The organism is Burkholderia anthina, assembly GCF_902498995.1.
In the GTDB taxonomy this organism is placed as follows: Bacteria; Pseudomonadota; Gammaproteobacteria; order Burkholderiales; family Burkholderiaceae; genus Burkholderia; species Burkholderia anthina.
In genome coordinates this window covers 260,553-284,357 of the sequence record NZ_CABVLY010000003.1, presented here as the reverse complement: position 1 = coordinate 284,357, position 23,805 = coordinate 260,553, and the positions used below count along the sequence as shown (strand labels likewise).

The window sequence follows — 23,805 nt, the reverse complement described above, 5'->3', positions numbered from 1 at the left end:
GAAGGAGGCTGTTCGGATTCAGCCGACAAAAAAACGAACGACACGGTTAACTTTAATGTAACCATCGTTACATTACAAACATAAAAATAGAGAAATGGAAATGTTCGATCGTGGATTGGCACAGTGACACCTTCCAGTGGTCCATGGCCGGAACCGAACGCCGATGCCGTCGATAGCGGATCCTCATCGGCATGGTTGCCCGGTTTCGGCGTGGGCGACGCCCTGTCATCGGCCCCTAAGGCGAGGGAAGCATCGCGCTGGCTACTTACCCGGCGTTCCGCCACAACGGATCGCATCCACCGTCTTTCGCACGCTTGCAGTGTTACTGCGGTAACACTATTATTGCGACATGAATGTGCTCAACTGGTTGCTACTGACTTACAAGGTGCCGGCGGAACCCGCGAAAAAGCGGGTGGGGCTTTGGCGCAAGCTCAAGGGAATGGGCGCCGTGTATCTGCAAAGCGGCGTCTGCTTGCTGCCCAAGACCGACGACCACGTCCGGCGGCTCAAGATGATCGAGAACGACATCACCGAAATGGCCGGCGACTCGGTCATTCTTGAAACGGTCGCGCTGGACCGCGGCCAGGAAGAAAAGGTTGTCGCCCGATTCCGCGCCGATCGCGACGAGGAGTATCGGGAACTGCTCGACAAATGCAGCGACTTCGATGCGGAGATCGAAAAGGAAACCGCTGCCCGCCACTTCACCTATGCCGAGCTGGAAGAGAACGACGTCGACCTGAAGAAGCTTCAATCGTGGTTCGAAAAAATTCGCAAGCTCGATTTTTACGGCGCGCCGCTGGCAACCGAAGCGGAGGAACGTTTGCACCATTGCGAAGCGCGCCTGGAAGCCTACGCACAGCAAGTCTTCGACGCTCACGACGAGAATCGGTGACGGCTGCTCGCATCGAAGCCCACGGAAGCTTCTTCATCCGTAGCAGACGATGACGGCAACGTCCGCCCCCACGCTGCCAACATGGCATGGCGCGCATGACTGCGCTAGACTGCATCGAGGAGATGGCATTCTCCATTGAACCGCCTCACGGCTGATGATGCCTACGGACCCTGACGGGGTGCGGGCATCGTGTTGGGTCCCGCTTCGTCGGATCGCGTAACCCAGCAACGGACGTCGCCGTGATGCATATCAAGCATGATGCTGCTCGCTCCCACCCGTCTCCTCCCGCCGGATCGCCGGATCGCTCGCCGCGTTCCGTGCACGGCCCGGCCGACTCCGCCGAACACCCTCCCCCGCCCGGCAATGACGCGTGCCGCTGCGTCGTGTGCGAGCAGCTTCGCGACGCCGATACGCAGTACTTCGGGCGCGTGCTTCGCAACGGCCGCGCGCGCATCGCGCTGGCGCAGACCCTCGCACTCGGCATGGGATTCTGCCGCGCGCACGCAGCCCTGGCGACGGAACTGCATGGGCCGGCCGCTGCGGCGGTACAGGACTCGATCCGCGATGCCGGACGCCTTTTGTGCGACCTGCTCGATCGAACCGCGCTCCAGGACGAACTGATACAGGACATCGTGTTCGGCGCGCGCGGCCGCTGCCCGGCCTGCGCGTATTTCCATCGTGTCGAAGGGCGGGTGCTGGCGCGGGTACAGCGCGAGCTCGAGCAGCAGAAGCCGTTCTCGCCACCGCCCGTGTGCTTCGTCCACCTGCAATCGCTGAAGCAGCGCGTCGAGCCCCCGCTCCTCGGCCGGATCAAACGCCTGTTGCGCGCCCGGTCGCGCGGCGTGCTCGGCGCGATCGATCGTCCCGGCGCGTTTCCGGACGCATGCATCGCGCAAGCGTGTCTCCAGCTTTATCCGCTCGAACTCGCAAACAGCATGAGCGTGCACGCGGCGCGCTGCGCATGTCCGATATGCGAGGACATCGCTCTCGCGCAACGCCGATGGCTCGGCACCGCGGTCGACAACGTCCGCCTCCGGCAGCCCGGCTGGATTGCGCTGCCGACTTGCCACCGCCACCTTCTACAGTGCATCCGGCAACCGGACCGCGCGCTTCAGCACGCGGCGCTTGCCCGCTACTTCGAAGTCGCGCTGCCCGGCAAGCCCGTGACGGACCCGGCCGCGCCGCCCCCGCCCAAACGCCGGCGGCGCAGGCACGCGCGCTGGTTCGACGCGCGGCACGAGCGCGATGCGCAACGCGACGGAACACAGCCGCGGGAAAGCTGTCCCGGCTGCGATGCGGAGGAAATCGCCGCAAGGAAAAGCATCGCCCGCCTGATTCGCGGCGTGTCGCGCGCCGAGCACGACGACGCGCTCGCGCTTGCCGTGGAAGGCGTCTGCCTCAAGCATTTCGCCGAAGCGTTCATCTATGCGTCGGAGCCGCGCATCGAGCAGCGGCTGCGCGGCGCACTCGGCAGCATCCTGCGCCGCGCCCCCGACGCGCGCGAATGCGTATCGGGTTGACGACGCTAAACGAGCGTCAACAGCAGGATCGCGACCAGCAGCGCACCGATCAGCGCGAGGTAGAAGTTGAGATTGCCCGACTGCAGCGCCCGGAGCTTTTCCGCGCAATAGCTGACGGCACGAATCGCCGGATCGAACAGATGGCGTTCGAACAGATCGGTAACGTCGGCGGAGAACACCAGCCGCTTGATGAAATACTCGCGCTGCTCGTGCTCGCGCGTCGTCGTCGCGGTCGGCTGATACACGAAACTGTAGAACGTGCGCATCGCATTCGAAAACGTCAGCGCCGTGGTCATCGCGTCGCGCGGATTCGACGTCATCCCGCCGAACCAGACCGGCGCGCGGCGCACCGCCGCCCGCTTCGTGAGCCACAGCAGCGCGATCGGCAGCAGCGACAGCAACGGCATCACGATGATGAGCTTCGACGGCGAAATGAATGCGAACGTGTCCGTCAGCGGCACCAGCAGCCAGCCCGAAACCATCGCCTGCGGCGCGTTCGCATCGAACAGCGACCGCGCGCCGCTGGCCAGCGCATTCAGCCAGAGCGGCGCACCGACAGCGACGGCCAGCACGCCTGTTCCGAGGATGCCGACCGACACCGCGCAGCCCGTCGGCACCCGCCTTCCGGGGTCGTCGTCCGACGGCCCGAGCAAACCGAGGCCGAACACCTTCACGAAGGTTGCCAGCGCAACCGCCGCGGCCAGCGCGAGGCCGGCACCGGCCAGCACGAGCACCAGCCGGCCGATGAACGACGACAGGTGAAACCCCTGGAACACCGACTGGAAAACATACCATTCGCTGACGAAGCCGGCCTGCGGCGGCACCGACGCGAGGCTCATCGCCGCGAACAGCGCGCCGATGCCGAGCAGAAAGCCGCTTCGTCGCAGCCAGCCGCGCGACACGATATCGAAGCTGCCGGATGCCGCGAATACGCCATCCGCCGCCAGGAACAGCGCGCCTTTCGCGAGCGCGTGACCAGCCAGATGAAGCAGCGCGACGGTCCATGCCAGGCCGGCCAGCGCCGGCAGCCCGTCCGCGCGAAACAGCTGCGTGACGCCGAGCATCACCACAGCGACCGACGCATTCTCCGCGGACGAATAGCTGAGCAGCGCGCGCCAGTCGTCCTGCTGGAACGCAAACAGGACGGCGAGTATCGCGCTTGCCACGCCGGCCGCAATCGCAATCACGCCGAGGCCGAACGCCGCCCCGCCGTCGGTGCCCACGTTGAGCCAGCTATTCCACGACCGACTCAACGCGAAATACGCGGCATTCAGCACGACGCCGGAAAACAGCGCGCCGGTTGCGCCGCTGCCCGACGAATACGCGCGCGGGAACCATTCGTAAAACGGCACGAGACCCAGCTTCGCCCCGAACCCGATCAACAGCGCGACGCCGGCAAACCACGAGACCACGTTGCCGGTCAGGCCCGCGCGCGCGAGGAATCCGTCGTATCCGACGCCGCCCGCCGCGTTGCCGAGCACGACGATCGCGAACATCAGGGCGACCGCGCCGACCTCGAGCAGCGCCAGCATCAGCAGCACCGATTTCCCCTCGTCCTGCTCCGCGCGCTCGCCGGTCAGCATCAGCGCGCCGCCCAGGCTCATCGTTTCCCATGCGACGAGCAGCGAGATCCCGTCCTGCATGCCGACGACGCCGAGCGCGCCGAGCAGGCTGAATGCGGCGCCGGCGTGCCAGCGCCCGGACCGGCTCCCGAGCGCGGAGCCGGTCCAGCACGCGAACATCGCCGGCACCAGGCCGAAGCCGAGCAACCAGACGCCCGCCGGATCCATCGCGAAGCGCGTCCACTGCCCGGCGAGCGCGACATGAAGCGACACCGGCGCCGTCCCGTCGGGCAGCGCCACGATGCAGGCCAGCACGCCGAATGCGCAGCCCGCGCCGAGCAGCGCGCGCACGCCGCGCAGCAGCGCCCGTACCGGCGAAAGGAGCGCCGCCAGCCCCCATGCCGCGACCGCGACGCCGAACAGATCGTTAGCGTTCAATCTCGCCTCCCCGCATCCGTTGCCTGCTCCGCCCGACGAGCATCAACAGCGCATGAAGCAGCGCCGCGGGATTGGGCGGGCAGCCGGGCAAATAGATGTCGACGGGCAGCACGTCGTCCAGCCCGGTGCCGCACGCATAATTCCCGCCCGTCATGCCGCCCGACACCGCGCAGGTGCCCGTCGCGACGACCCAGCGCGGCGACGGCATCGCCTCCCAGGTCTCCAGCAGCGGCTGGCGCATGGCCTTCGTGACCGGCCCCGTGACCAGCAGCACGTCCGCAAAACGCGGCGACGGCGTGAAGAAGATGCCGAGCCGATGCAGGTTGTAGAACGGGTTGTCGAGCGCCTGCAATTCCGATTCGCAACCGTTGCACGAGCCGGCATCCACGTGACGGATATGCAGGCTCCGGCCGAACGCGCGCCGGGTGCCGTCGACCACCTCTCTGACGACACGCTGGCTCATCGCGGCGTCCCACTTCAGGTCCGCGCGCTCGTGCACGCCCACGGCCCAGTCTTCCGAAGGCATGAAAGCGCCAGTGGGACACGCCTCCGTGCAGCGCTGGCACACGATGCAGCGCCCCCAGTCGACGACCGGCGCCGCCAGAGACGGATCGAGCGTAATCGCATGCGTCTCGCACGCGCGCGCGCACGCGTCGCACCCTGGCGCGCACTTCGCCGGATCGAAACGCGGCATGCCGAGCACGCCGTCCTGGCCGTCCGCATCGTCCGCCAATGGCCAGCCGGTGCTTGCGCGGCCTTCCTTCAATCCGAACCAGGTCCAGAGCGACATAAGAGGCATGCCTCCCGCAAAGTGATCGGCGCTAACGCGCACATCCGGCGATCGTGAGCCCGAAGCTGGCCTCGTTGATCGCGTAGTCCATCATGTTGCTGTCATACACCGTCGACGGAAAGACACGCCAGTTCGCAAACGACGGCGACTTGATCTTCACGCGCGACAGGCAGCCGGCATCGTCGAAGTGAACCGCGTACATGACCGTTCCGCGCGACGATTCGGCCCATCCCAGCCCTTCTGCGGCAGCAGGCACGCGACACGCCGCGAGTGTCGGGCCGTCCGGGGCCACGCCGTCGATCGCGCGCTCGACGAGATCGATGCTCGCGCGCAGTTCGGCGATGCGCACGCGCATCCGCGCGCAGGCGTCGCCGCCGGCCTCGAGCGCAATGGCCGGCCGCAGCGTGCGGTACATCGCATACGGGTGATCCCGGCGCAGGTCCCGATCGACGCCGGACGCGCGTTCGACCGGGCCTGTCGCGCCCTGGTCGAACGCGAGCTTCTGGCTGAGCGGCGCGGTCGAGATCAGCCGGTCCAGGTGGCTCGTCGTACGCTCGATCAGGCCGACGTAGGTTTCGATCTGCGGCTTCAGGCCCGCAAGCCCTTTCGCCACCGCATAGACGTCGAGTTCGCGCCGGACCCCGCCCGGCCAGAGCACGTTGCGCAGGAACCGGCTTCCGCACGCCCGTGCATTGATTTGCTTGGCCAGCTCTTCGAGCAGCTTCCCCTGAGATTCGCCGACCTTGAGCGTCGTCGTATGGCACAGGTGGCCGAGGTAGTGCAGATGATTGTAGATGCGCTCAAGCTCGGCCGCGATGACCCTGAACCACTCGGCCCGCCGGGGGACGTCGCATCCCGCCGCATCCTCCACCGCCTGCACATACGCCAGCGCCTGCGCGAAGCTGTCGACGCCCGACACCCGTTCGGCCAGCAGCGTGGCCGCGCCGCACGCCATGCCTTCGAACTGCTTCTCGATCCCGCGATGCTTGAGAAACAGGTTCGGGTGATAGTAGAGAATCCCCTCGCCGACGTAGTAGAAGATGAACTGCGCGGATTCGAGCACGTCGGCCCGCACGGGCCCGAACGGCAGAAGCTGCACATGCTTGCCCGACACGGCCGGCAACCCGGGCGCGGCCAGCACGACAGTGGCCCGGCCCGCACTCGCGGCCGCCGGCGCGAGCGGCGCGGTCGACAGGTCCGGCAGATGGGCGGTCACGAGCCGCTCGGGCTCCGGATGGCCGGAAAACCCGATCCCGCTCATTTCCATGATCTCCCGCTCGTGCCAGCCGAGCAGCGGGCAGATCGCCGCGAGGCTCGGCACGGGATCGGCACCGACGTCCACCGACCAGCCCACGCACGTCTCGTGTCCGGGACGCGTCGCGACATATCGAAGCCGGGGCTGCCGGGGCGTCGGATACCACGCATAGACGCCCTGCATCCTCCCGCCGTTCGCGAGCAGTTGCCGCGCGGCCGGCTGCAGTTCGTCGATCGTCAGCGTGGCGATTTCGCAGTTCTTCATTGCGCGCCTCCGCCCAGGTCGACCGCGACCGTCTGAAAAAAGCGCCACAAGGTATCGGGCCACCAGATGCCCAGTACGAACACGGGCACGATCGCGAGCCACATCGGCACGGTCATCCACGCGCTCGCGGCGACCGGCCCGCTCGTGTCGGCCGATGCATCTGCGGTCGATCGCGGGTCGAGATACATCGTGCGGAAGTGGTTCAGGAAGCCGATGAAGATGACGATCAGCAGCACGAGGAGCACGATGACGGCCCACGCGTGCGACGTCGCGAAGCCTGCGCGCATCAGCGTCACCTCGCTCAGGAACAGCCCGAATGGCGGCGCCCCGGTGATCGCCACCGCGCCGGCCAGCCACAGCGCGCCCGTCACGGGAAAGCGCGCCCACACGCCGCGGATTTCGTCGATGTTCTTCGTGCCGTAGATGCGCATCATGTTGCCGGCGCCGAAGAACATCAGCGACTTGTTCAGCGAATGATTGAGCATGTGATAGAGCACCGCGGCAATCGCCAGCGGGCCGCCGAACCCGAATCCGAGCGCCAGCACGCCCATGTGCTCCACGCTCGAGTACGCCATCAGCCGCTTGATGCCCTGTTGCCGGACGATGAACAGCGCCGCGACGACCAGCGAGCACACGCCGAACGCCACCAGCACGGTGCGGGGCAGCCGCGAAGATCCCGACGCGTCGGTGACCGTCAGGAAGCGCGCGACACCCAGCATCGCCGTGTTCAGCAACGCACCGGAGAGCATCGCCGACACGGGGGCCGGCCCTTCGCTATGCGCGTCCGGAAGCCACGTATGCATCGGCGCGAGCCCCGCCTTCGTGCCGTAGCCGACCAGCACCAGCAGGAACGCCGTCTGCGTCAGCGCCGGACTCATCCTCGGCGCGGCGTGGCGCAGGGCCGTCCACGTCATGTCGTAGGTCGGGCCGAGCACGAGGCTGCCGGCCCAATAGAACAGCACGGTGCCGAGCAGCGCGAGACTGATGCCGGCCGACACGACGATGATGTATTTCCATGCCGCCTCGATCGCTTCCTGCCCATGCTCGAATCCGACGAGAAACGTGCTGACGAGCGTCGTCAGCTCGATCGCGATCCAGTACACACCGACATTGTTCATCAGCGGGCCGCAGATCATCGTCGCGGCGAACAGCGCGAACAGCGCGTAGAAGCCCGGCAGCCGCGCCGCCTCGTCCTTGAGCAGCCGCATGTAGCCGATTGCGTAGACGGACGCGAGGCAGTAGACCGCGCAGGTGCAGACCAGCGTCCACGCCGCGAGCGCGTCGAAGATCACGTAGTCGGCCAGGAACGTGCGCGGCCCGGCCACGTGCGCGACGAGCCACAGCGCGCAGACCGCGCAGACGACGGACGCCGCCAGATTCGCGAACTCCGCCACGCGGCCGCGCCGCGCCGCCATGGCGGCAACGGCGGCCAGCAGCGGTGCGACGGCGATTGCCACGAGCCAGCACTGGATCATGATCACCCCACGAGGCGTCTGAGTTCACGGCTGCTCGTGCTGCCCACGTGCGCGACGAGGTAGCGAACGAGCACCCCGAAGCTCACGACGATGACCAGCAGGTCGAACAGCAGCACCAGTTCGATCAGCAGCGGCATGCCGGGCACCAGGATCTGCGAGCCGAGGAAGATGCCGTTCTCGAGAATCAGCAGCCCGAGCACCTGGCTGATCGCCTCCTGTCGGACGGCCAGCATCAGGAAGCCGATCAGCTTCATCGACAGCATCACGGTCAGCGCCAGCACGACCACCGTGCCGCCGAGGCCGAGCGCATTGCCGAGATGATTCGACACGACGAACGCAAACAGCACGAGCAGCGCGCCGAGAACGAGGCACGAGCTCGGCTGCAGGATCACGTGCAGCTCCCGTTCGACGGCCAGGCGCGCGATGATCCGCCAGATCAGGTACGGCAACACCAGTCCGCGGAAAAATGCGGTCAACACCGCGACGAGGTACAGCTCGTGGTAATTCCCGTAATAGCCGACCGCGCCCGACAACGCGGCGATCAGCCACGATTCCGCGGTGAACGCGAGCAGGTAGTCCTTGAGCCATCTCGAACCGAGCATGACGAACGCGAGCAGCAGGCTGCCGATCGCAAGCAGGCTGAACAACGATGCGGCGAGCGGGTCGAGATGGGCGAGGAGCATGAGATCGTCACCGTAGCTGGTTGGCCGCGATCGCCAGGATCGCGAGCATGAACGACGCCGCGAGCGGCTCCTGATAGCGGAAGAAGCGCAGCCGGGACTGCGCGGTCTCGACCAGCACGACAACGAGCACCACGACGAGCATTCTCGCGAACAGTCCCGCCGCCGCGCCCAGCGCGCCGAGCGCCGTGCCGCGCTGGGACAGCCCCCAGGGCAGGGTCAGCACATTGCAGAAGATCGTGTAGAGGATGAACTGCTTCATCGTCGACGCCCACTTGAGCAGCGCCAGCAGCGGGCCGGAATACTCGAGGATGCGTGCCTCCTCGATCATGTAGACCTCGATGTGCGTGCTGGAATGAATCGGCAGGCGATCCGTCTCGACGAGCAGCAGCACGAAGAACGCGAAAACCAGAAAGAGATGCGCGGGGCTCCAGTAGACGGACGGCTGCCGGACCAGCAAGTGATTGACGACGAACGGCAGCATCGACTTCGCGAGCAGCGTGATGCCGACCAGCACGAGAATCAGCGTCGGCTCGGCCAGGATGCCGAGCATCACCGCGCGGCTCGCGCCGATCCCGCCGTATGCGCTACCGGAATCGAGGCCGGCCAGCACGATCGCGAACGACCCGAGCGTGAGGATCAGCCCGCCGCCCAGGATGTCCCCCATGTCGGACAGCGGCAGCGGAAAGTCGGTCAGCACGGGAATCAGGATCGGCACCGTCAGCATGCACGTGAACGCGACGACGGGCGCGCACCAGTAGATCCACGACGCCGTATGCGGAACGACCAGCTGCTTGCGGAACAGCTTGCGCAGATCGCGGTACGGCTGGAAGATGCCGGGGCCCTGCCCGCGCTGGAGCCGCTCTTCCCATTGCAGGATCACGCCCTGCAGCAGCGGCGACAGCGCGAGGACCGTGACGACCTGCGCGACCTGAAGCAGGATGTCGCGCGCGCTCACGACCGCGCTCCCGCTTCGGCTGCGGCATCGCCATCGCGGCGAGCGCCCGCGCAGGCGATGCCGCGCGACGGGTTCGACCGTCGCGGTGCGCAACATGGAAGGAAACTGACGAAGCTACGCCATGACGTCTCGCCGGGGCATCCCATTTTTTTGTTCGCTTTATTCAGGCATCGATATGCCCGGGATGCTCGTGAATGCGAGCCGGCCCAAGAATGCCTACCGGCCCCGGACCCCGGGGACTGGTAGGCATCATCAGCCGAGCAGGACAGCGCGGCGGTTCAGGGAGAATGCCATCTCCGCTTGGTTCAGTACCGAGTATAGGAAACGCGTCGATACATGCAAGGGGACCTGCCCCTAATGCATTCGACGGCCGAAGAGCGTAAACCGCTTTTTCCCGGCTGCAGGGGCGTCGTCGCCGAGCACACCGAATTCGATCGGCGAGCGCGTATAGAACACGTGCACGTGCTCGGCCTTCACCGCGTCCAGCAGACGGTCGGCTTCGTCTTCCGTGACCGCGAGGATGATCTGTACGGGCTGATCGTCGAGCCGCAGCATGTGCGCGGCATGATGCGCGCCGGCGTGCCCGGTTCCCTCTGCACAGCTGATCACCGTGGCCCCGTGAATGCCGAGATGCTTCGCCTCGTGCAGCAACCACTCCGTGATCGTGTGATGGCCGTGCCGACGATTCTGTTCGGTGTAGAAAGTAAGCTGGTAGCCGTTCATGTCTGCCTCCGTCAAACGACACCAGAACACACCGTCGCGCGCGCGACGGCACTCATGGACACAGGGCCCTGCCAATCATTCTAGTTCATGGATGTCCTGCGGATGCCGCCGCATTGCAATATCGGGCAGTGCCATGCGGCGACATGATCAACCCCCATTAAATCGCCGGCGGGACGCAATCGGAAGCGGCAGGCCGCGTCGCTCCCGATTGCGTCCCGCCGCGGCATTGCCTACATTGTCTAAAAGACTGGTTCGATCTACGGAGATGGCATTCTCCGCCAACCGCCGCGCTTTCCTGCCCGGCTGATGATGCCTGCAGCTGTCCGGCCATCGGTACGCTGTTGCATCGCCCGCTTTTCCGCATGGCCCGGACGACTCGCTGAATCGGCCAATGTGCCGTCGCGGCTTCACGCCCGCACGGTGCGCAAGGAGAAGCGGATGATCTCGATCGACATCCCGGGTTGTCATGTGCTGAATCTCGAGCATCTCGTGCTCGACTTCAACGGAACGCTTGCCGTCGACGGCAAGCTGCTGGAGGGCATCGCGCCGCGCATCGCCCAGCTTGCCGAACGACTCGACGTTCACGTCGTGACCGGCAATACCTACGGGGACGCCCGCATGCAGATGCGCGGCTGCCGCGCCGAAGTGGTCTGCCTGCCCCCGGCCGCACAGGCCGAAGCCAAGCGCGACTACGTCGTGCGCCTCGGCGCCGGCCGCGTCGCGGCGATCGGCAACGGCCGTAACGATGCATCGATGCTCGAACAGGCCGCCCTCGGCATTGCCGTGCTGGGCACGGAAGGGCTCGCCGCCGACGCGCTGGAAGCGGCCGACGTCGTCGTGCGTCATGCCGTCGATGCGCTGGGGCTGATGCTGTTCCCGACGCGCCTGATCGCTTCGCTGCGTCGCTAGCCGGAGAAACCGCGATGAATGACGACAACATCGGCGCGGGCAATAACGTCCCTGCCAGCTTCAACGTGATCGTCGAAATGTCCGCGCTCGGCGACCCGGTCAAGTACGAGGCCGATCCCCGGTCCGGCCGGCTGCGCGTCGAAACGTTCATGATGACCAGCATGCGCTATCCCGCCAACTACGGTTTCGTTCCTGAAACGCTCTCACCCGACGGGCGGCCGCTCGACGCGCTCGTGGTCGCCCCGTTTCCGATCGTGCCGGGCGCCGTCGTCGAAGCGCGCGCGCTCGGGACGATGCACCTGACCAACGAACGCGGCCCCGACGCGAAGATCATCGCGGTGCCGGTCGACAGCGTCTGCCCGCTCAGCGCGCAGATCCGGACCCTCGACGATCTCCCGCTCCTGGTGTTGCACGAGTTCCGTCATTTCTTCGTCAACTACAAGGTGTTCGAGTCCGGCCGATGGTCGCGCTTCGAGCATTGGAGCTCGGTGAACGACGCGCACGACGAATTGCTCGGTGCGATCGCGGCGTTTCGCGCATCGCGGGAGACCGCCCGGTAAGCGCTTTTCGCATCATCGATGCGCGGCGGCGGCTCGCGTTGCCAACCCCCGGCGCACTCATTAGAATGAAGATGTCGTTACGGGAGATGGCATGCCTCCACGAACCGCCGCCCGACCGGTGCGGCTGATGATGCCTACGGTTCCTGGTCAGGGGCTGCAGGGTCATTTCGATGCCTCTGTCCAGGTGTATGCGCATTTCAGCCTCCTGGACGGCATAACGTGCTTCCCTCAAGCGCTTCGCACCCTCCGTCTTGCAGCCGCCCGCTTTCGGACGGAGAAGTCGACTTCCTGTGGTGGTTCATCCAGGGCAGCATCATGGATGCGGACGTCCGTTCGCGCCTCGATGCGCACTGGGGAATGTGTCCGCGCCACGCACTGGGTTTCTTCACCGTCGAAGCGGCCTTCCGGCCGCACCTGATTCACGGCAGCACGATTCTGTACTCCGAATTGATGGCGCGCGCCGTGCGCATACTGGGCGGCGGCCGGTACGGATTCGCGCCAGCGGCGATCATGCGCCGGCGGCTGCAACCGGGCGGACCATGCCACATGTGCAGCCTGGGCTATCACGCCGACTCGCCGGGCAATGCGCCGGCGCAGCGCCTCGCCCAGGGCCGGGATCTCGCGAATGCGCGCGCGTTCGCCGATGCAAACCGCGCCGGCTGGGTTCCCCATGTCTGCGGCCGCTGCGCCGGCACCGGCAACCCGTCGCTTTGCCGCCTCCATCTGATCGAATCGATCGCACACAACCACGGCCCCGAACTTCGCGCGCATCGTCAGACCGTCATCGACATCGCCACGCATCTCGGCCGCTTCGAGCATGCGTTCCGCTGGGACAGCCGGGATACCGACACCGACGAGGATCGGGGCGCGCTCGTCGCCGCGATCGGCTGGTGCAGCGGCTGGCAGGACATCTTGCAGGCATTCGGCGTCGATTGAAGAAGAGGCGACAAGATCATGGCACGGAACGACAAGCATGGCGCCTTTCCACCCGCCTATACGCAGCGGGTCGCCGACGCATTCTCGCGCGTGGACGCCTGTGTCAGCGATGCATTGCACTATCTCGACCCGCTGTCGCGCGCGTCGCCGTTTCCCGCACGAATCGCCGACGGCGTGCCGGTCCAGTATCAGCGCCTCGTCGCGGAATTCGACCAGCTCCGCGCGGTGATGCGTACGATCGCCGACCGGCATGGCATCTCGCCGTCGGCGCCGACCGCAAGCGCGGTCGCGTGTTGCCGGCTTCGCATCAGCGAAGCGATGGTCGCGATCTCGCAACTCGACCCGCGTATCGAGACCGGCATTCCGGCCTCGGCCGCCCACCCCCTGTCGGACGACCTCGAAGACGACGCCTGCCGGCTCGTCGATCACATGATGCAGTCGCTCTCGGTGCTTCTGTCTGCGCTGGCCGACGATGCCGACGACGCAGCCACTCGCGCGCCGGCGGCAGCCGACGACGCGCATGCACCGCAGTCGACCGCCCCGCCGGATGACCGGGATCCGCTTCTGCGCGAACTGGAGCGCGTGACCGTCTCGCACGGCCTCGGCGACCTGCATCGCCGCACCCTCGATTTCGCGCGGCACCACGCGTGTGCGGACGCCGTCGTCGGGTTGTTCGGCGCGGTCAGCACCGGAAAATCGTCGCTCGTCAATAGCCTGCTCGGCGACGCCCTGCTACCGGTCGCGGCGCTCCCGACGACCGCCGTACCGGTCGAGATCCGTCATGGCGCAACCACGCGGGGATGGGTCGCGTTCGCGACCGAACAACCGGAAGCCATCGATCGGGCGCGCGTGGCGGAATTCGTCGATGCGCATTTCAATGCGGACAACTATCGCGGCGTCACGCGGATCGCCCTTCAGTCCCCGTCGACGCTGCTCGCGAAGGGCGTCACGTTGATCGATACGCCCGGTCTCGACGGGGAGACGTCGGACGCCCTGCTCGCCGACGCCTGGGCTCTTCCCTGGTGCGACATCGCGATCGTCCTGATCTCGGCGAGTGCGCCGCTCACCCTGCGAGAAGCCACGCTCGTCCGTGAGCTCAGCGGCCGCGGCGCCCGCGTGATCGTGCTCGTCACCAAAATCGACCTCATCGATACGGACGACCGCTGGCGCATCTACGACCACGTCGTGTCCGGTCTCTGGCGAAGCACGAATCTCGAAGTCCCGGTCTACCTGGTCAGCATCCGGGAAGAGGATCCGCCGTGGCGGCGCGCGTGGGTCGACGGGCCGCTGGCCGACGCGCTCGCCCAGTGCCGCGAACAACGTGCGGCGCAGCGCCTTCGCCAGCTCGGCACCCTGAGGCGCGACATCCTCGATGCGCTGCAGATCCGGCTGCTTTGGCAGTCGCCATCCGCCCAATCGGACTCGCGAATAGGCGAAGCGATCGACGAACTGACGGCCAGCCGCAACCTGATCGCCGTCGCGATCGATTCGATCGACAACGCCCGCCCGCGCCTCGGCCTCACGATGGCGGCGCTGCTGGCGGAAATCGCACACAATGCGGCAGCGCTATGGTCTGAAACCCGCGACGCCTCCTTCGATGCGACGCGCCTGATCGAACTCGCCGCGCAGGCGCATGCGCGCTCGCTTGCCGGCGCGACCATGCGAACGGTCGAGTCCCTCCACGCCTGCGCCGACATCGCACTGCATCGCGCGGCAGAATCGCTCGGCCTGCCGCGGCTCCTACCGACCATCCCGGTGCCGTGTGCCGCCCCCGCCTTCACGTGGGAACGCGCGCTGCCGACCACCCTGTTTCCGCGCGCCATGGGCCGCTGGTTCGGTCGGTGGGGATTTCAGCGGTCGGTGCGCAAGCTGCTTCCGGAGAGCGCCGCCGTGCAGATCGTGCAGCGTTCGCTGGCGGCCCATCTCGGCGTGTTGTCGGACTGGAAACGCAGCGAACTCGCCGCGCTCGTGAATACGCTGGACGAGCAGATTGCGCGGCTGCAGCGCGTACGAAACGGAAGCGATATTCCCGCACGATCGACCGCCGAGCAATTGCGGGACGACATTTCCCGCCTGCGGTCCTTCGAGGTGAACGGCACGCCGGGCGATCGCGCATCGACCTGATCGGCGGACGCACGGATGGCGAGCGCGGCGCGCGTCACGTCACGTCATGCGCTCGAAGGTGTTTCCGACTGCGAAGCGCGCTCCTCGACGGTGGCGGAAGGCTCGACGAAAATCTGGCGATACAGATCCTGTCCGAAGCTCGTTTGCAGCGGCTCGCCTTCGGTCAGCCTGAACGTGCGCGTGCCGTCGTCCCTGCGCTCGGCCCGCAGGAACGTCGCCGGGGTCGTCTCGGTGTCGTGCAGTCCCCTGGCGAGCGTAAAGAGATGCGTGACGAGCGCGATCTTTACGCGGCTTTCCAGCAGCGCATCGACGATCTGCCGCCCGATGTCCGATCCCTCCCGCTCGTTCGTCGATGCAAACGATTCGTTCGACAGGAAGATCGCATGCGCGGCCAGATGATCGACGGCCACGCTCATGCGGCGCAGCTCCTCGTCGAACTTGCCGCCGCGCATCGACGCATCTTCCTCCCGCTTGTAGTGCGTCACGATCATCGATGCGAGATTCGCCTCGAACGCATCCGCGGCGACGAACGCACCGGCCTGCAACAGGATCTGCGCGATGCCCAGGCTGCGGAGGAACGTCGATTTGCCGCCCTGATTCGCACCCGTGACGACGATCAGGTCGCGCCCGTTGGCGTCGACATCGTTGGCGACCGGCGGTCGATCCATGCGCAGCGCCAGACTGGCGTCATGCAGTTGAACGAACCGGTGCCGGCGTTCGCCGACGGTATGCGGAACGGGCATGCAGATCGGGATTTCGCGACGAACCAGTTCGGTGCGCAGGTTCACGCAGCCGAGATAGAACGCCAGCTCGGCGCGCAGCATCAGGAAGAAGCTCTTGATATGGTCCGCCGACTGCGCGAGGGCGTTCGCCACGTGATTGATCCCCCGCGCTTCGAGATCGGTCAGCGCACGCGCGCCGTTCTCGTCCCGATCGGCGATGCGGAACGTGCGGGACGGCGGGCGCGGGGCCAGCCATCGCCTGACGAGGTTCGATTCCTTCTCGTGCGGCTTGCGCAGGACATAGCGCTCCCCCTTGTTGCCTTTCCCCGGCCGCGCGCTGATCAGCGCGCCATCGTTGAATTTCAGCGCCTTCAGGCAACGCGCGATCGTGACGAAGTAATCGTCGGTCAGCGCGTCGCGGACGATCGAGAAGAATTGCCGGAATCCTTCGGACTGGAATTGCCCGGTCTGACTGTCTGCCATGCGCCGCAGCTGGCCGAGCACGCCGAGATACGCCTGGACGATGTTCCGCGCGCCATGCAACACGCTGCTGGCCGAGCCGGAAAGCCCCCAGTAGAAGTTCTTGCGTTCGAGCTCGATCGCTTCGACCGCCAGGTCGTACAGTGCGCGCACGACCTCCTCGTGCTCGATGCAATCGCCCAGCACCGCCTGCCGGTACAGGACTTCGTCGAGGTCGACGAGGCTGACCGGCAGCACCTTCCTGACGACGCCGTAGACATATTCGTCGCCGGCCGCCATCGCGCGGTACAGCGTGTCGAGTTCGAGATCCTGGACCAGCGTCTCTTCGTTCCAGAACGTTTCCCGATCCCACCGGAAGTCGTTCGATGCGTTGAGCAGGTGTGCTTTCATGATGCAAGCCGCTCCTTGATGCGCTCGTAGGTGAGTCCGTATTGCTCGGCGACCGACACGGCATAGGCGCGGCCGTCGGCCGGCCGGCGCCGGACCCGGAACGTGCGGGCCGACGGATTGTTCGCGCCGATCTCGCTGACCATGCTGACCGTCTGCGGCCCGAGCCGCGCCAGTTCCTCGATGAAGGTCACGCACACGCCAAGGCTGTCGCGCTCGATCAGCTCGCCGATGATTCGACGGCACAGGAACAGCGAATCCGACAGCGTGGTCGAACTGAAGATCTCGTTGACCAGCACGATGCTCTTCGACGTCGCTTTCGCGAGAATGGCATGGATGCGCATCAGGTCGTCCTGAAGCTTGCCGCGCAGGTCCAGCGTATTCTCCTCGCGCTCGAAATGCGTGAAGATCCGGTCGCACAGAAACAACTGCGCTTGCTTGCCGGGCACGGGAAGCCCCAGCTTCGCGAGATAGTGCAACTGCCCGAACGTCCGCGCGAACGTCGTCTTGCCGCCGTTGTTCGGCCCGGACACGACGAAGATACGCTCCGGCCCGTCGAGCCGGAGGTCGTTGCAGACGACACCGATCTTGTCGGCACTGAGCTTGTGCGCCAGCACGATGTCATACGTGCTCTCGCAGCGAATCGTCTTGCTGGTCGCGGATACCGACGGATAGCTGAACGGCAGGCCTGCATCGCGGCACGGCTGCATATACCGGCGGAATGCGAGATAGAACTCGATCTCCCGGTCGAATGCCGCGATCGTCTCGTCGAGAAAGTGTTCGTGGCGTGTCCGGAATGCGGTCAAGCGCGCGAACGGATCGGGTTGCAGTTCCGCGACGCAGTCCAGCACCTGCGCCTCGACATGATTCATCTCGGGCCAATCGCGGAATTCGACGCTGTGATCCTTGACGGAGCCCTGTTTGAATCGATCGAAGATCTCGAGAATATAGGCGCCGTAGTCGCTCTCGCCGTCGAAGTTGAACACGGTGACGGCGTTGCCGTGAACACGGTAGCAGTAGCGGACCGATTCCAGCGCCGTGCGAACGGCATCGATATCCCGCTCGAGCATCGCGAACGCGTCGGATGCGACGTAGTCGGCCAGCCACGCGCTGAAGGCGGTCAACCCGCCCGAGCGCGGACGCCCGTCCAGCAGCCCCGCGGCAAACACCTTCACGGCCTGGCAATAGACGGCGGTCGCCGCATGAAACCACCACTGCTTCTGTCGGACGTAGTAGAGCCGCTCCGCTTCGCCGACGCACGCACGCACCTTGCGCATGGCGGCAGCGAATGCCTGGACGCAGAGCAGTACGTCGTCGTCGTCGAGATCGCGCATGACCGCCTGACGATAGGCGACCGCGCTCTCCCGATGCAGTTCGACGCAAAAGAACGGCCCGAGATCGTACTCCTCGAATCCTGTCGTCGCGTCCTTGACGAACTGATTCAGGTTCAGGTCTTGAAAGAATTCCGGTTCGCCCGGCTGGACCGGCGGCGGTCCATCCCCGGGGGTCTCGAAGAGGATGCTGTGAAAAGCCATGGTCGCCCCTTCCGCTCGTCGTTCGCGAGCGCGGCGAACCCCGCGCGAACGCATTGCGACTGGATAACGAACCGGGAAGCGCCACCAGCGTGGCCAGACACAGGTAAGGCGCGCGTGATCCGTGCGCCCGCCCACAGTGCCCGTTCCCAGGCCTGTAGGCATCATTAGCCCCGAAGGGCGGTTGTCGGGAGGCATGCCATCTCCTGGGTTCAAGTCTAGGCCGGTGGCTCCTGCGTGGCAAGTCGATGCGTCACTCGACGAACGACGTCGACAGGCTGGTCGAATGAACCCTGAATCGACCGGACGCGATGCAGCCGGCGTCCCGATCCGCGAAGAATCGTTTCAGCGTATACGTCACGGCCGGGAAAGCGATCTCGTCCCACGGCACTTCGGATGCCGATACGATCCGCGCGTCGAGACTCTCGATACCCGGCACCAGCCGATGCGATTGTGCAATGCCGAGATAAAACAGATACACGTGGTGGACATGGACGACGTTCACGACCGAAAACAACTCGCCGACCTGCACGTCCACGCCGGCTTCCTCGCGCGTCTCGCGCGCCGCGCCCTCCTCGGTCGTCTCGCCGGTCTCGAGAAAGCCGGCGGGCAGCGTCCAGTAGCCGCGCCGCGGGGCGATGGCCCGGCGACACAGAATGATGCGCTCGCCCAGCAGCGGCACGGTGCCGACGACGCTGCGCGGGTTTTCGTAATGAATGAACCCGCACCCCTCGCGGACATCGCGCTCGCGACTGTCGCCGTCCGGCGTCCGGCGGCTCATCGACTGCCCGCATTTCACGCAATACATCGCATCGTTTTCCGATTCCGGAGCGCCAGACGATCAGCACTGCCACTTGATCGCGCGAGGAAAGGCGTGCTTGCCTGCGAACCGCGCCTTCGATCCGAGCGCCTTCTCGATCTGCAGCAGACGGTTGTATTTCGCCACGCGCTCGCCGCGCGCCGGCGCACCGGACTTGATCTGTCCGCAGCCGAGCGCCACCGCGAGATCGGCAATGCTCGTGTCGAGCGTCTCGCCCGACCGGTGCGACACGAGGCACGTATAGCCGGCCGACGAGGCCAGCCTCGCGGTCGCCAGTGTCTCGCTGATCGTCCCGACCTGATTGGGCTTGATCAGGATGCTGTTGCAGCATCCTTCGTCGATGCCCCGCTGCAGGAACTCGACGTTGGTGACGAAGATGTCGTCGCCGACGATCTGGACGTCGGAACCCAGCCTGGCAGTCAACGATGCGAAACCCGCCCAGTCGCTGTCGGCCAGCGGGTCTTCCAGCGAGACGATCGGGTAAGCGCTCAGCCAGGATTCCCAATAGGCGGTCATCTCGTCGCTCGACAGGCTCAGGCCGTCGCGGGCGAGCACGTAGCGGCCGTCGACGTGGAACGACGTCGCCGCCGGGTCCAGCCCGATCGCGATCTGCTCGCCCGGCCGATATCCGGCGCGCTCGATCGCAACCATGATCGCGTCCATCGCGGCCGCGTTGGACGGCAGGCGCGGCGCGAATCCGCCCTCGTCGCCGACGTTCGTCGACACGCCCATTTCGGCGAGCACCTCCCGCAGCGCGTGATAGGTCTCGACGCCGTAACGCAGTGCCTCGCGAAACGACGGCGCCCCGAACGGCACGAGCTTGAACTCCTGGATATCGGGTCCGTCCGCTGCGTGCTTTCCGCCGTTCAGCACGTTGAACATCGGTACCGGCAACACGCTGGCCTGCGGGCCGCCCAGATACTCGAACAGCGGGATATTCCGTGCCGCGGCGGCGGCCCGCGCGCATGCAAGCGAAGCGCCGAGCACCGCATTGGCGCCGAGACGGCTCTTGAACGCCGTCCCGTCCAGTTCGATCAGCGTGCGATCGATGTCCTGCTGTGCGAACGCGTCGTGGCCGGCGAGCGCCGGCGCGATCGACGCATTGACGTGATGCACCGCACGGAGCACGCCTTTCCCGCCATACCGCTGCGGGTCTCCGTCGCGCAACTCGACCGCCTCGTACGCCCCCGTCGATGCGCCGGACGGCACGGCCGTTTCCCCGACACTGCCATCGGTCAGCGTGACGCGAACGGCGATCGTCGGATTGCCGCGTGAATCCAGGATTTCATCGGCGACAACCGCCGCGATTCGGACTGATTCCGTCATGACGACTCCCTCGATCGATGAGCCCGCGAGCGAAAGCGCCCCGCGAGCCCGTGCTCAGACATGCTGCCGGTCATGGCCGGCGGCGTAGGCGCGAATCGCCGCATCGATCGCGCGCTCGGCCTCCGCCACGCCGCCCCATCCCTCGAACTTCACCCACTTCCCGGGCTCGAGCAGCTTGTAGTGTTCGAAGAAGAACTGAAGCTGATTCAGCAGGTACGTGCCGACGTCCTCGAGCGTGCGGATATGCGACGTCGCCGGGCACACGCTGTCGATCGGCACCGCGATCACCTTCTCGTCCGGGCCCGCCTGGTCGGTCATGTCGAGCAGCCCCACCGGCCGGCACGCGACCAGCGCCAGCCGATCCAGTTCGAACGGCGCGATCACGATGATGTCGAGCGGGTCGCCGTCGCGCGCGAGCGTTTGCGGAATGAAGCCGTAGTTCTGCGGATACCGGAGCCCGGCGCTCATGATCCGGTCGACGCGCAGCAACCCCAGCTGCTTGTCCGCTTCGTATTTCACCGGCGAGCTCTGTGCCGGAATCTCGATGACCGCATTGACTTCCTTCGGCGGCTCCGCTCCGGCGGGAATCAGGTTGAAGTCCATGGCATTCTCCTCACTGGTCGCCCAGTACGCCGTATTCGACCGGGCAGCGGGTATAGAACAGGCGAACGCCCGATTTCCGCAGGCTCCCGAGCAGCGCATCGATCTTGTCGTCCTCGGCAGCGACGGTTACCGCGATCGGCTGGTCGACCAGTTCGAAAAAGCGCGCCGCATGATATCGGCCGTGCGCATCGACGCTCTCGCTGACTTCCGTCACCGTCGCGCCATGGATACCGGCTGCCTCGGTCTCGTCAAGCAACCACTCGACGATCGTCTTGTGTTCGTACCGGTGACTCTGGTTGGCCGCATATACCGTCAGCTGACTGCCTTTCATGGATGCTCCCGTTTAACGAATGCGACGACGGCGTCGATCCGTGCACCGGCTTCCCGACGCGGGGACGCCACGACGCACGCGATGACAACGCCGTTCGATCTTGAGGTAAGGAATGAAGCATGAAAACCGCAGATTCGAACGTATTTCAAATCCGGGCAGCAGGACGCTTGGGAGAATGAACCCACGGCTTCCCGCACCAGGAATCCGTAGGCATCATCAGCCGGAGATACCGGCGGTTTCGGAGGAATGCCATCTCCGTTTCGGGCAGTCTAGCATGCACGATATCGATTCGACCAGTCACGCACGCATCAGCAGGCCGCTTTGCATGCCGGCCACAACCGCCTTGCAGTCCGCGACCAGCCGAACGTAATCGCCTCGCCAATCGCCCGTCACCGGTCCATATCCGGCGAGGCGCTCCGGGGCCATCTCGTCCAGCGCGATATCGAGGAATTGCAACTCGGCGATCAGGGCTTTCGACAGCGTCACCTCGCGCTCGTGCGGGCCGACGTTCCAACGCCTGTCGAACTCATGGACAAGCTCCCGGCATCGACGGATATCGGCGAGTGCCGACTCCAGCCTCCCGCACGACACATCCTCGCGATAAAGCGGGTACTGCCGCGTGCCGTTCGGCGCGTTGCAAAGGGTAGCGATTCGTTCGAGCAAGTCGTCGAGATAAAGCACATGAGACGCAACCGCTCGCGCCACACTGGTTGAAATCGAGTCCATGGCTGTCGACATCACATTACGGACAACGTTACGTTCGCCGCGTTTCCCGCCTCGGCACGGCGCCCGGCATCGATTCACCGCCCGCCATGCCGGCAGCGGCGACCCTTCCGGCACGCCGGCCGGCAACTCAGGCGAGATCCGCGACACCATCGGCCTCCCGCTGCCTGCCATCGCGCCAGCGCGGGAACGCATCCTTCCCCCTATAAGCGGCACGGGACCCCAGCATTCGTTCGATCTCCAGCAACCGGTTGTACTTCGCCACGCGCTCGCCGCGGGCAGGCGCCCCGGCCTTGATCTGCCCGCAATTCAATGCAACTGCCAGGTCCGCAATGCTCGTGTCTTCGGTTTCACCCGAACGATGTGAAACGGGCGTTGCGTATCCGGACATGATCGCCATCCTCGCGGTGTCCAGCGTCTCGGTGATCGTCCCGACCTGGTTGGGTTTGATCAACACACCGTTGCAACAGTGCTCCCGCATGCCGCGCAACAGAAAGGCACGATTGCTGACGAACAGGTCGTCTCCGACGATTTGAACACGATGACCCAGGCGAGCCGTCAAGGCCTGATAGCCGTGCCAGTCATCGTCGGCCAACGGATCTTCGATCGAGACGATCGGATAGCGGTCCAATAGTCGGCTGCAGTAGTCGATCATGTCGGCCGACGTGAGCGCGAGGCCGTCGAGCGGCAAGTGATATACGCCATCGCGGCGAAGCGAACTTGCAGCGAAATCGAGCGCCAGGGCGATGTCGTATCCCGGCTTGTATCCCGCTCGTTCGATCGCCGTCGTGATCGCGTCCAGCGCGAACTCGTTGGACGCAAGCCGGGGCACGTAACCGCCTTCGTCGCCCAAGTTGGTCGACGCGTTCCAGTCGGTCAGGACTGCACGCAACGCATGGTAAGTCTCGACCGCCGCCCGCAACGCCTCCCTGACTGTCGGAGCGCCGAGCGGTACGATCATGAACTCCTGGATATCCGGGCCGCCGCGGGCATGCAGGCCGCCGTTCAGGATATTGAGCATGGGTACCGGCAAGACATGTGCGCTCTCGCCCCCGAGATAGCGGAAAAGCGGGAGCCCGCAGGACTTTGCCGCCACTCTGGCGCACGCGATCGACACGCCCAATAGCGTATTCGCACCGAGGTTCGATTTGAACTCCGTTCCGTCCAGCCCCGCCAGCATGGCGTCAATGCGCCACTGATCGTCGGCGACGATGCCGCGCAATACGTTCGCGACCGGTCCGCAGACGTTCCGCACAACCTGTTGAACGCCTCTTCCACCATATCGCGATGTATCGCAATCGCGTAACTCCCGCGCCTCGGACTGCCCCGTCGACGCGCCGGAAGGCACCGTCGCGCTGGCACGAGATCCGTCGCTTAGAATCACCGTTGCCTCTACAGTGGGGTTGCCGCGCGAATCAAGCACCTCGTCGGCCGTTACATGAGCGATAGAGACTTGGACTTCCATGTGAGAGGTGCTCCGTCAGCCGGACCAACGGACGCATGGCCAGTATCGACCGTACCGCCGCGACGCCTGTACTTCGGCAGGCGGCGTGCGGAAACGTCAATGCTGAAAGAAGATGCCATGACCCAGATCCGAAAAAGATTCAAACCTGGGGAGCAGAACGCTCGAAGGAGCCCACGACGCCCTGAACCCAGGATCACGTAGGCATCATTAGCCGGCTTGCGCGGCGGTTGGGTGGGAGGAATGCCATCTCCGTCCGGGAAGTCTAGCATGGAATCCAGTCGTCGAAGAGCCGCTACCCGACACCCTATTAACATCCTGCCTCGGCGGCTA

At 65.6% G+C, this 23,805-nt stretch carries 21 protein-coding genes and 7 riboswitches; of the genes, 6 read left to right on the top strand and 15 right to left on the bottom strand.

The window, feature by feature from the left end; all coding sequences use genetic code 11:
- Positions 1–349: 349 nt before the first annotated feature.
- Positions 350–892, top strand: a complete 543-nt coding sequence (locus tag BME24068_RS06470; protein ID WP_174925505.1) for a Chromate resistance protein ChrB — start codon at positions 350–352, stop codon at positions 890–892.
- A gap of 109 nt (positions 893–1,001) precedes the next feature.
- Positions 1,002–1,063, top strand: a riboswitch (Fluoride riboswitch).
- A 212-nt stretch (positions 1,064–1,275) separates the two neighbouring features.
- Complete coding sequence (locus BME24068_RS06465) at positions 1,276–2,412, top strand: hypothetical protein (protein WP_174925504.1); 1,137 nt, start codon at positions 1,276–1,278, stop codon at positions 2,410–2,412.
- Positions 2,413–2,417: 5 nt separating this feature from the next.
- On the opposite strand, the gene BME24068_RS06460 is transcribed toward BME24068_RS06465, so the two are convergent.
- From BME24068_RS06460 to BME24068_RS06430, 7 genes are all read right to left on the bottom strand, one after another.
- Positions 2,418–4,412, bottom strand: a complete 1,995-nt coding sequence (locus BME24068_RS06460) for a proton-conducting transporter transmembrane domain-containing protein (RefSeq protein ID WP_174925503.1) — start codon at positions 4,410–4,412, stop codon at positions 2,418–2,420.
- Positions 4,402–5,202, bottom strand: a complete 801-nt coding sequence (locus tag BME24068_RS06455) for an NADH-quinone oxidoreductase subunit B family protein (RefSeq protein WP_174925502.1) — start codon at positions 5,200–5,202, stop codon at positions 4,402–4,404. The genes BME24068_RS06460 and BME24068_RS06455 overlap by 11 nt, the downstream gene beginning before the upstream one ends.
- Before the next feature lie 31 nt (positions 5,203–5,233).
- Positions 5,234–6,721, bottom strand: coding sequence for a hydrogenase large subunit (locus tag BME24068_RS06450; protein ID WP_096502597.1), 1,488 nt, complete (start codon positions 6,719–6,721; stop codon positions 5,234–5,236).
- Entirely contained in the window at positions 6,718–8,196 is a 1,479-nt protein-coding gene (locus BME24068_RS06445; RefSeq protein WP_174925501.1) for a proton-conducting transporter transmembrane domain-containing protein, read from the bottom strand. The genes BME24068_RS06450 and BME24068_RS06445 overlap by 4 nt, the downstream gene beginning before the upstream one ends.
- A 2-nt stretch (positions 8,197–8,198) precedes the next feature.
- A complete protein-coding gene (locus tag BME24068_RS06440; protein ID WP_096502601.1) occupies positions 8,199–8,879 on the bottom strand; it encodes a hydrogenase in 681 nt (226 codons plus the stop codon).
- Between the two features lie 7 nt (positions 8,880–8,886).
- The gene (locus tag BME24068_RS06435; RefSeq protein ID WP_240327418.1) at positions 8,887–9,834 is read right to left on the bottom strand and encodes a respiratory chain complex I subunit 1 family protein; all 948 of its coding nucleotides are present in this window, start codon (positions 9,832–9,834) and stop codon (positions 8,887–8,889) included.
- A gap of 236 nt (positions 9,835–10,070) precedes the next feature.
- Positions 10,071–10,141: riboswitch (Fluoride riboswitch) on the bottom strand.
- Positions 10,142–10,188: 47 nt separating this feature from the next.
- Positions 10,189–10,557 (bottom strand): DUF190 domain-containing protein, encoded by a 369-nt coding sequence (locus tag BME24068_RS06430; RefSeq protein WP_096502605.1) that lies wholly within the window; start codon positions 10,555–10,557, stop codon positions 10,189–10,191.
- A 252-nt stretch (positions 10,558–10,809) separates the two neighbouring features.
- A riboswitch (Fluoride riboswitch) is annotated at positions 10,810–10,880 on the top strand.
- A 115-nt stretch (positions 10,881–10,995) separates the two neighbouring features.
- On the opposite strand from BME24068_RS06430, the gene BME24068_RS06425 reads away from it, so the two are divergent.
- From BME24068_RS06425 to BME24068_RS06410, 4 genes are all read left to right on the top strand, one after another.
- A complete protein-coding gene (locus BME24068_RS06425) occupies positions 10,996–11,466 on the top strand; it encodes an HAD family hydrolase (RefSeq protein ID WP_174925500.1) in 471 nt (156 codons plus the stop codon).
- Between the two features lie 14 nt (positions 11,467–11,480).
- Positions 11,481–12,026 carry an inorganic diphosphatase gene (locus BME24068_RS06420; RefSeq protein ID WP_174925499.1) on the top strand — a complete coding sequence of 182 codons (546 nt, stop codon included), beginning with the start codon at positions 11,481–11,483 and terminating at the stop codon, positions 12,024–12,026.
- 73 nt (positions 12,027–12,099) lie between these two features.
- A riboswitch (Fluoride riboswitch) is annotated at positions 12,100–12,170 on the top strand.
- 306 nt (positions 12,171–12,476) lie between these two features.
- Positions 12,477–12,962, top strand: a complete 486-nt coding sequence (locus BME24068_RS06415; RefSeq protein ID WP_174925498.1) for a hypothetical protein — start codon at positions 12,477–12,479, stop codon at positions 12,960–12,962.
- An 18-nt stretch (positions 12,963–12,980) separates the two neighbouring features.
- Positions 12,981–15,086: a dynamin family protein gene (locus BME24068_RS06410; RefSeq protein WP_174925497.1), complete on the top strand. Its 2,106-nt coding sequence runs from the start codon at positions 12,981–12,983 to the stop codon at positions 15,084–15,086.
- A gap of 44 nt (positions 15,087–15,130) precedes the next feature.
- Here the strand turns inward: BME24068_RS06410 and BME24068_RS06405 are convergent, their stop codons facing one another.
- From BME24068_RS06405 to eno (BME24068_RS06370), 8 genes are all read right to left on the bottom strand, one after another.
- Complete coding sequence (locus tag BME24068_RS06405; protein ID WP_174925496.1) at positions 15,131–16,678, bottom strand: MutS-related protein; 1,548 nt, start codon at positions 16,676–16,678, stop codon at positions 15,131–15,133.
- Complete coding sequence (locus BME24068_RS06400) at positions 16,675–18,210, bottom strand: MutS-related protein (protein ID WP_174925495.1); 1,536 nt, start codon at positions 18,208–18,210, stop codon at positions 16,675–16,677. The genes BME24068_RS06405 and BME24068_RS06400 overlap by 4 nt, the downstream gene beginning before the upstream one ends.
- A gap of 148 nt (positions 18,211–18,358) precedes the next feature.
- Positions 18,359–18,423, bottom strand: a riboswitch (Fluoride riboswitch).
- Positions 18,424–18,460: 37 nt separating this feature from the next.
- Positions 18,461–19,015 (bottom strand): NUDIX hydrolase, encoded by a 555-nt coding sequence (locus BME24068_RS06395; protein ID WP_174925494.1) that lies wholly within the window; start codon positions 19,013–19,015, stop codon positions 18,461–18,463.
- Positions 19,016–19,048: 33 nt separating this feature from the next.
- Complete coding sequence (gene eno / locus BME24068_RS06390; RefSeq protein WP_174925493.1) at positions 19,049–20,353, bottom strand: phosphopyruvate hydratase; 1,305 nt, start codon at positions 20,351–20,353, stop codon at positions 19,049–19,051.
- Positions 20,354–20,407: 54 nt separating this feature from the next.
- Entirely contained in the window at positions 20,408–20,956 is a 549-nt protein-coding gene (gene ppa / locus BME24068_RS06385) for an inorganic diphosphatase (RefSeq protein WP_096502623.1), read from the bottom strand.
- Positions 20,957–20,966: 10 nt separating this feature from the next.
- Positions 20,967–21,287 (bottom strand): DUF190 domain-containing protein, encoded by a 321-nt coding sequence (locus BME24068_RS06380; RefSeq protein WP_096502625.1) that lies wholly within the window; start codon positions 21,285–21,287, stop codon positions 20,967–20,969.
- 200 nt (positions 21,288–21,487) lie between these two features.
- Positions 21,488–21,553: riboswitch (Fluoride riboswitch) on the bottom strand.
- A 31-nt stretch (positions 21,554–21,584) separates the two neighbouring features.
- The gene (locus BME24068_RS06375; protein ID WP_174925492.1) at positions 21,585–22,163 is read right to left on the bottom strand and encodes a hypothetical protein; all 579 of its coding nucleotides are present in this window, start codon (positions 22,161–22,163) and stop codon (positions 21,585–21,587) included.
- Positions 22,141–23,475 (bottom strand): phosphopyruvate hydratase, encoded by a 1,335-nt coding sequence (gene eno, locus BME24068_RS06370; protein ID WP_174925491.1) that lies wholly within the window; start codon positions 23,473–23,475, stop codon positions 22,141–22,143. Before eno (BME24068_RS06370) ends, BME24068_RS06375 begins: the two co-directional genes overlap by 23 nt.
- A 191-nt stretch (positions 23,476–23,666) precedes the next feature.
- Positions 23,667–23,735, bottom strand: a riboswitch (Fluoride riboswitch).
- Positions 23,736–23,805: the final 70 nt, after the last annotated feature.

Coding starts and splice junctions, on each gene's coding strand:
- BME24068_RS06470 (WP_174925505.1), top strand. CDS start 350: ATGAATGTGCTCAACTGGTTGCTACTGACTTACAAGGTGCCGGCGGAA.
- BME24068_RS06455 (WP_174925502.1), bottom strand. CDS start 5,202: ATGTCGCTCTGGACCTGGTTCGGATTGAAGGAAGGCCGCGCAAGCACC.
- BME24068_RS06450 (WP_096502597.1), bottom strand. CDS start 6,721: ATGAAGAACTGCGAAATCGCCACGCTGACGATCGACGAACTGCAGCCG.
- BME24068_RS06445 (WP_174925501.1), bottom strand. CDS start 8,196: ATGATCCAGTGCTGGCTCGTGGCAATCGCCGTCGCACCGCTGCTGGCC.
- BME24068_RS06440 (WP_096502601.1), bottom strand. CDS start 8,879: ATGCTCCTCGCCCATCTCGACCCGCTCGCCGCATCGTTGTTCAGCCTG.
- BME24068_RS06430 (WP_096502605.1), bottom strand. CDS start 10,557: ATGAACGGCTACCAGCTTACTTTCTACACCGAACAGAATCGTCGGCAC.
- BME24068_RS06425 (WP_174925500.1), top strand. CDS start 10,996: ATGATCTCGATCGACATCCCGGGTTGTCATGTGCTGAATCTCGAGCAT.
- BME24068_RS06420 (WP_174925499.1), top strand. CDS start 11,481: ATGAATGACGACAACATCGGCGCGGGCAATAACGTCCCTGCCAGCTTC.
- BME24068_RS06415 (WP_174925498.1), top strand. CDS start 12,477: ATGGCGCGCGCCGTGCGCATACTGGGCGGCGGCCGGTACGGATTCGCG.
- BME24068_RS06410 (WP_174925497.1), top strand. CDS start 12,981: ATGGCACGGAACGACAAGCATGGCGCCTTTCCACCCGCCTATACGCAG.
- BME24068_RS06405 (WP_174925496.1), bottom strand. CDS start 16,678: ATGAAAGCACACCTGCTCAACGCATCGAACGACTTCCGGTGGGATCGG.
- BME24068_RS06400 (WP_174925495.1), bottom strand. CDS start 18,210: ATGGCTTTTCACAGCATCCTCTTCGAGACCCCCGGGGATGGACCGCCG.
- BME24068_RS06395 (WP_174925494.1), bottom strand. CDS start 19,015: ATGTATTGCGTGAAATGCGGGCAGTCGATGAGCCGCCGGACGCCGGAC.
- eno (WP_174925493.1), bottom strand. CDS start 20,353: ATGACGGAATCAGTCCGAATCGCGGCGGTTGTCGCCGATGAAATCCTG.
- ppa (WP_096502623.1), bottom strand. CDS start 20,956: ATGGACTTCAACCTGATTCCCGCCGGAGCGGAGCCGCCGAAGGAAGTC.
- BME24068_RS06380 (WP_096502625.1), bottom strand. CDS start 21,287: ATGAAAGGCAGTCAGCTGACGGTATATGCGGCCAACCAGAGTCACCGG.
- BME24068_RS06375 (WP_174925492.1), bottom strand. CDS start 22,163: ATGGTGTCGCGGATCTCGCCTGAGTTGCCGGCCGGCGTGCCGGAAGGG.
- eno (WP_174925491.1), bottom strand. CDS start 23,475: ATGGAAGTCCAAGTCTCTATCGCTCATGTAACGGCCGACGAGGTGCTT.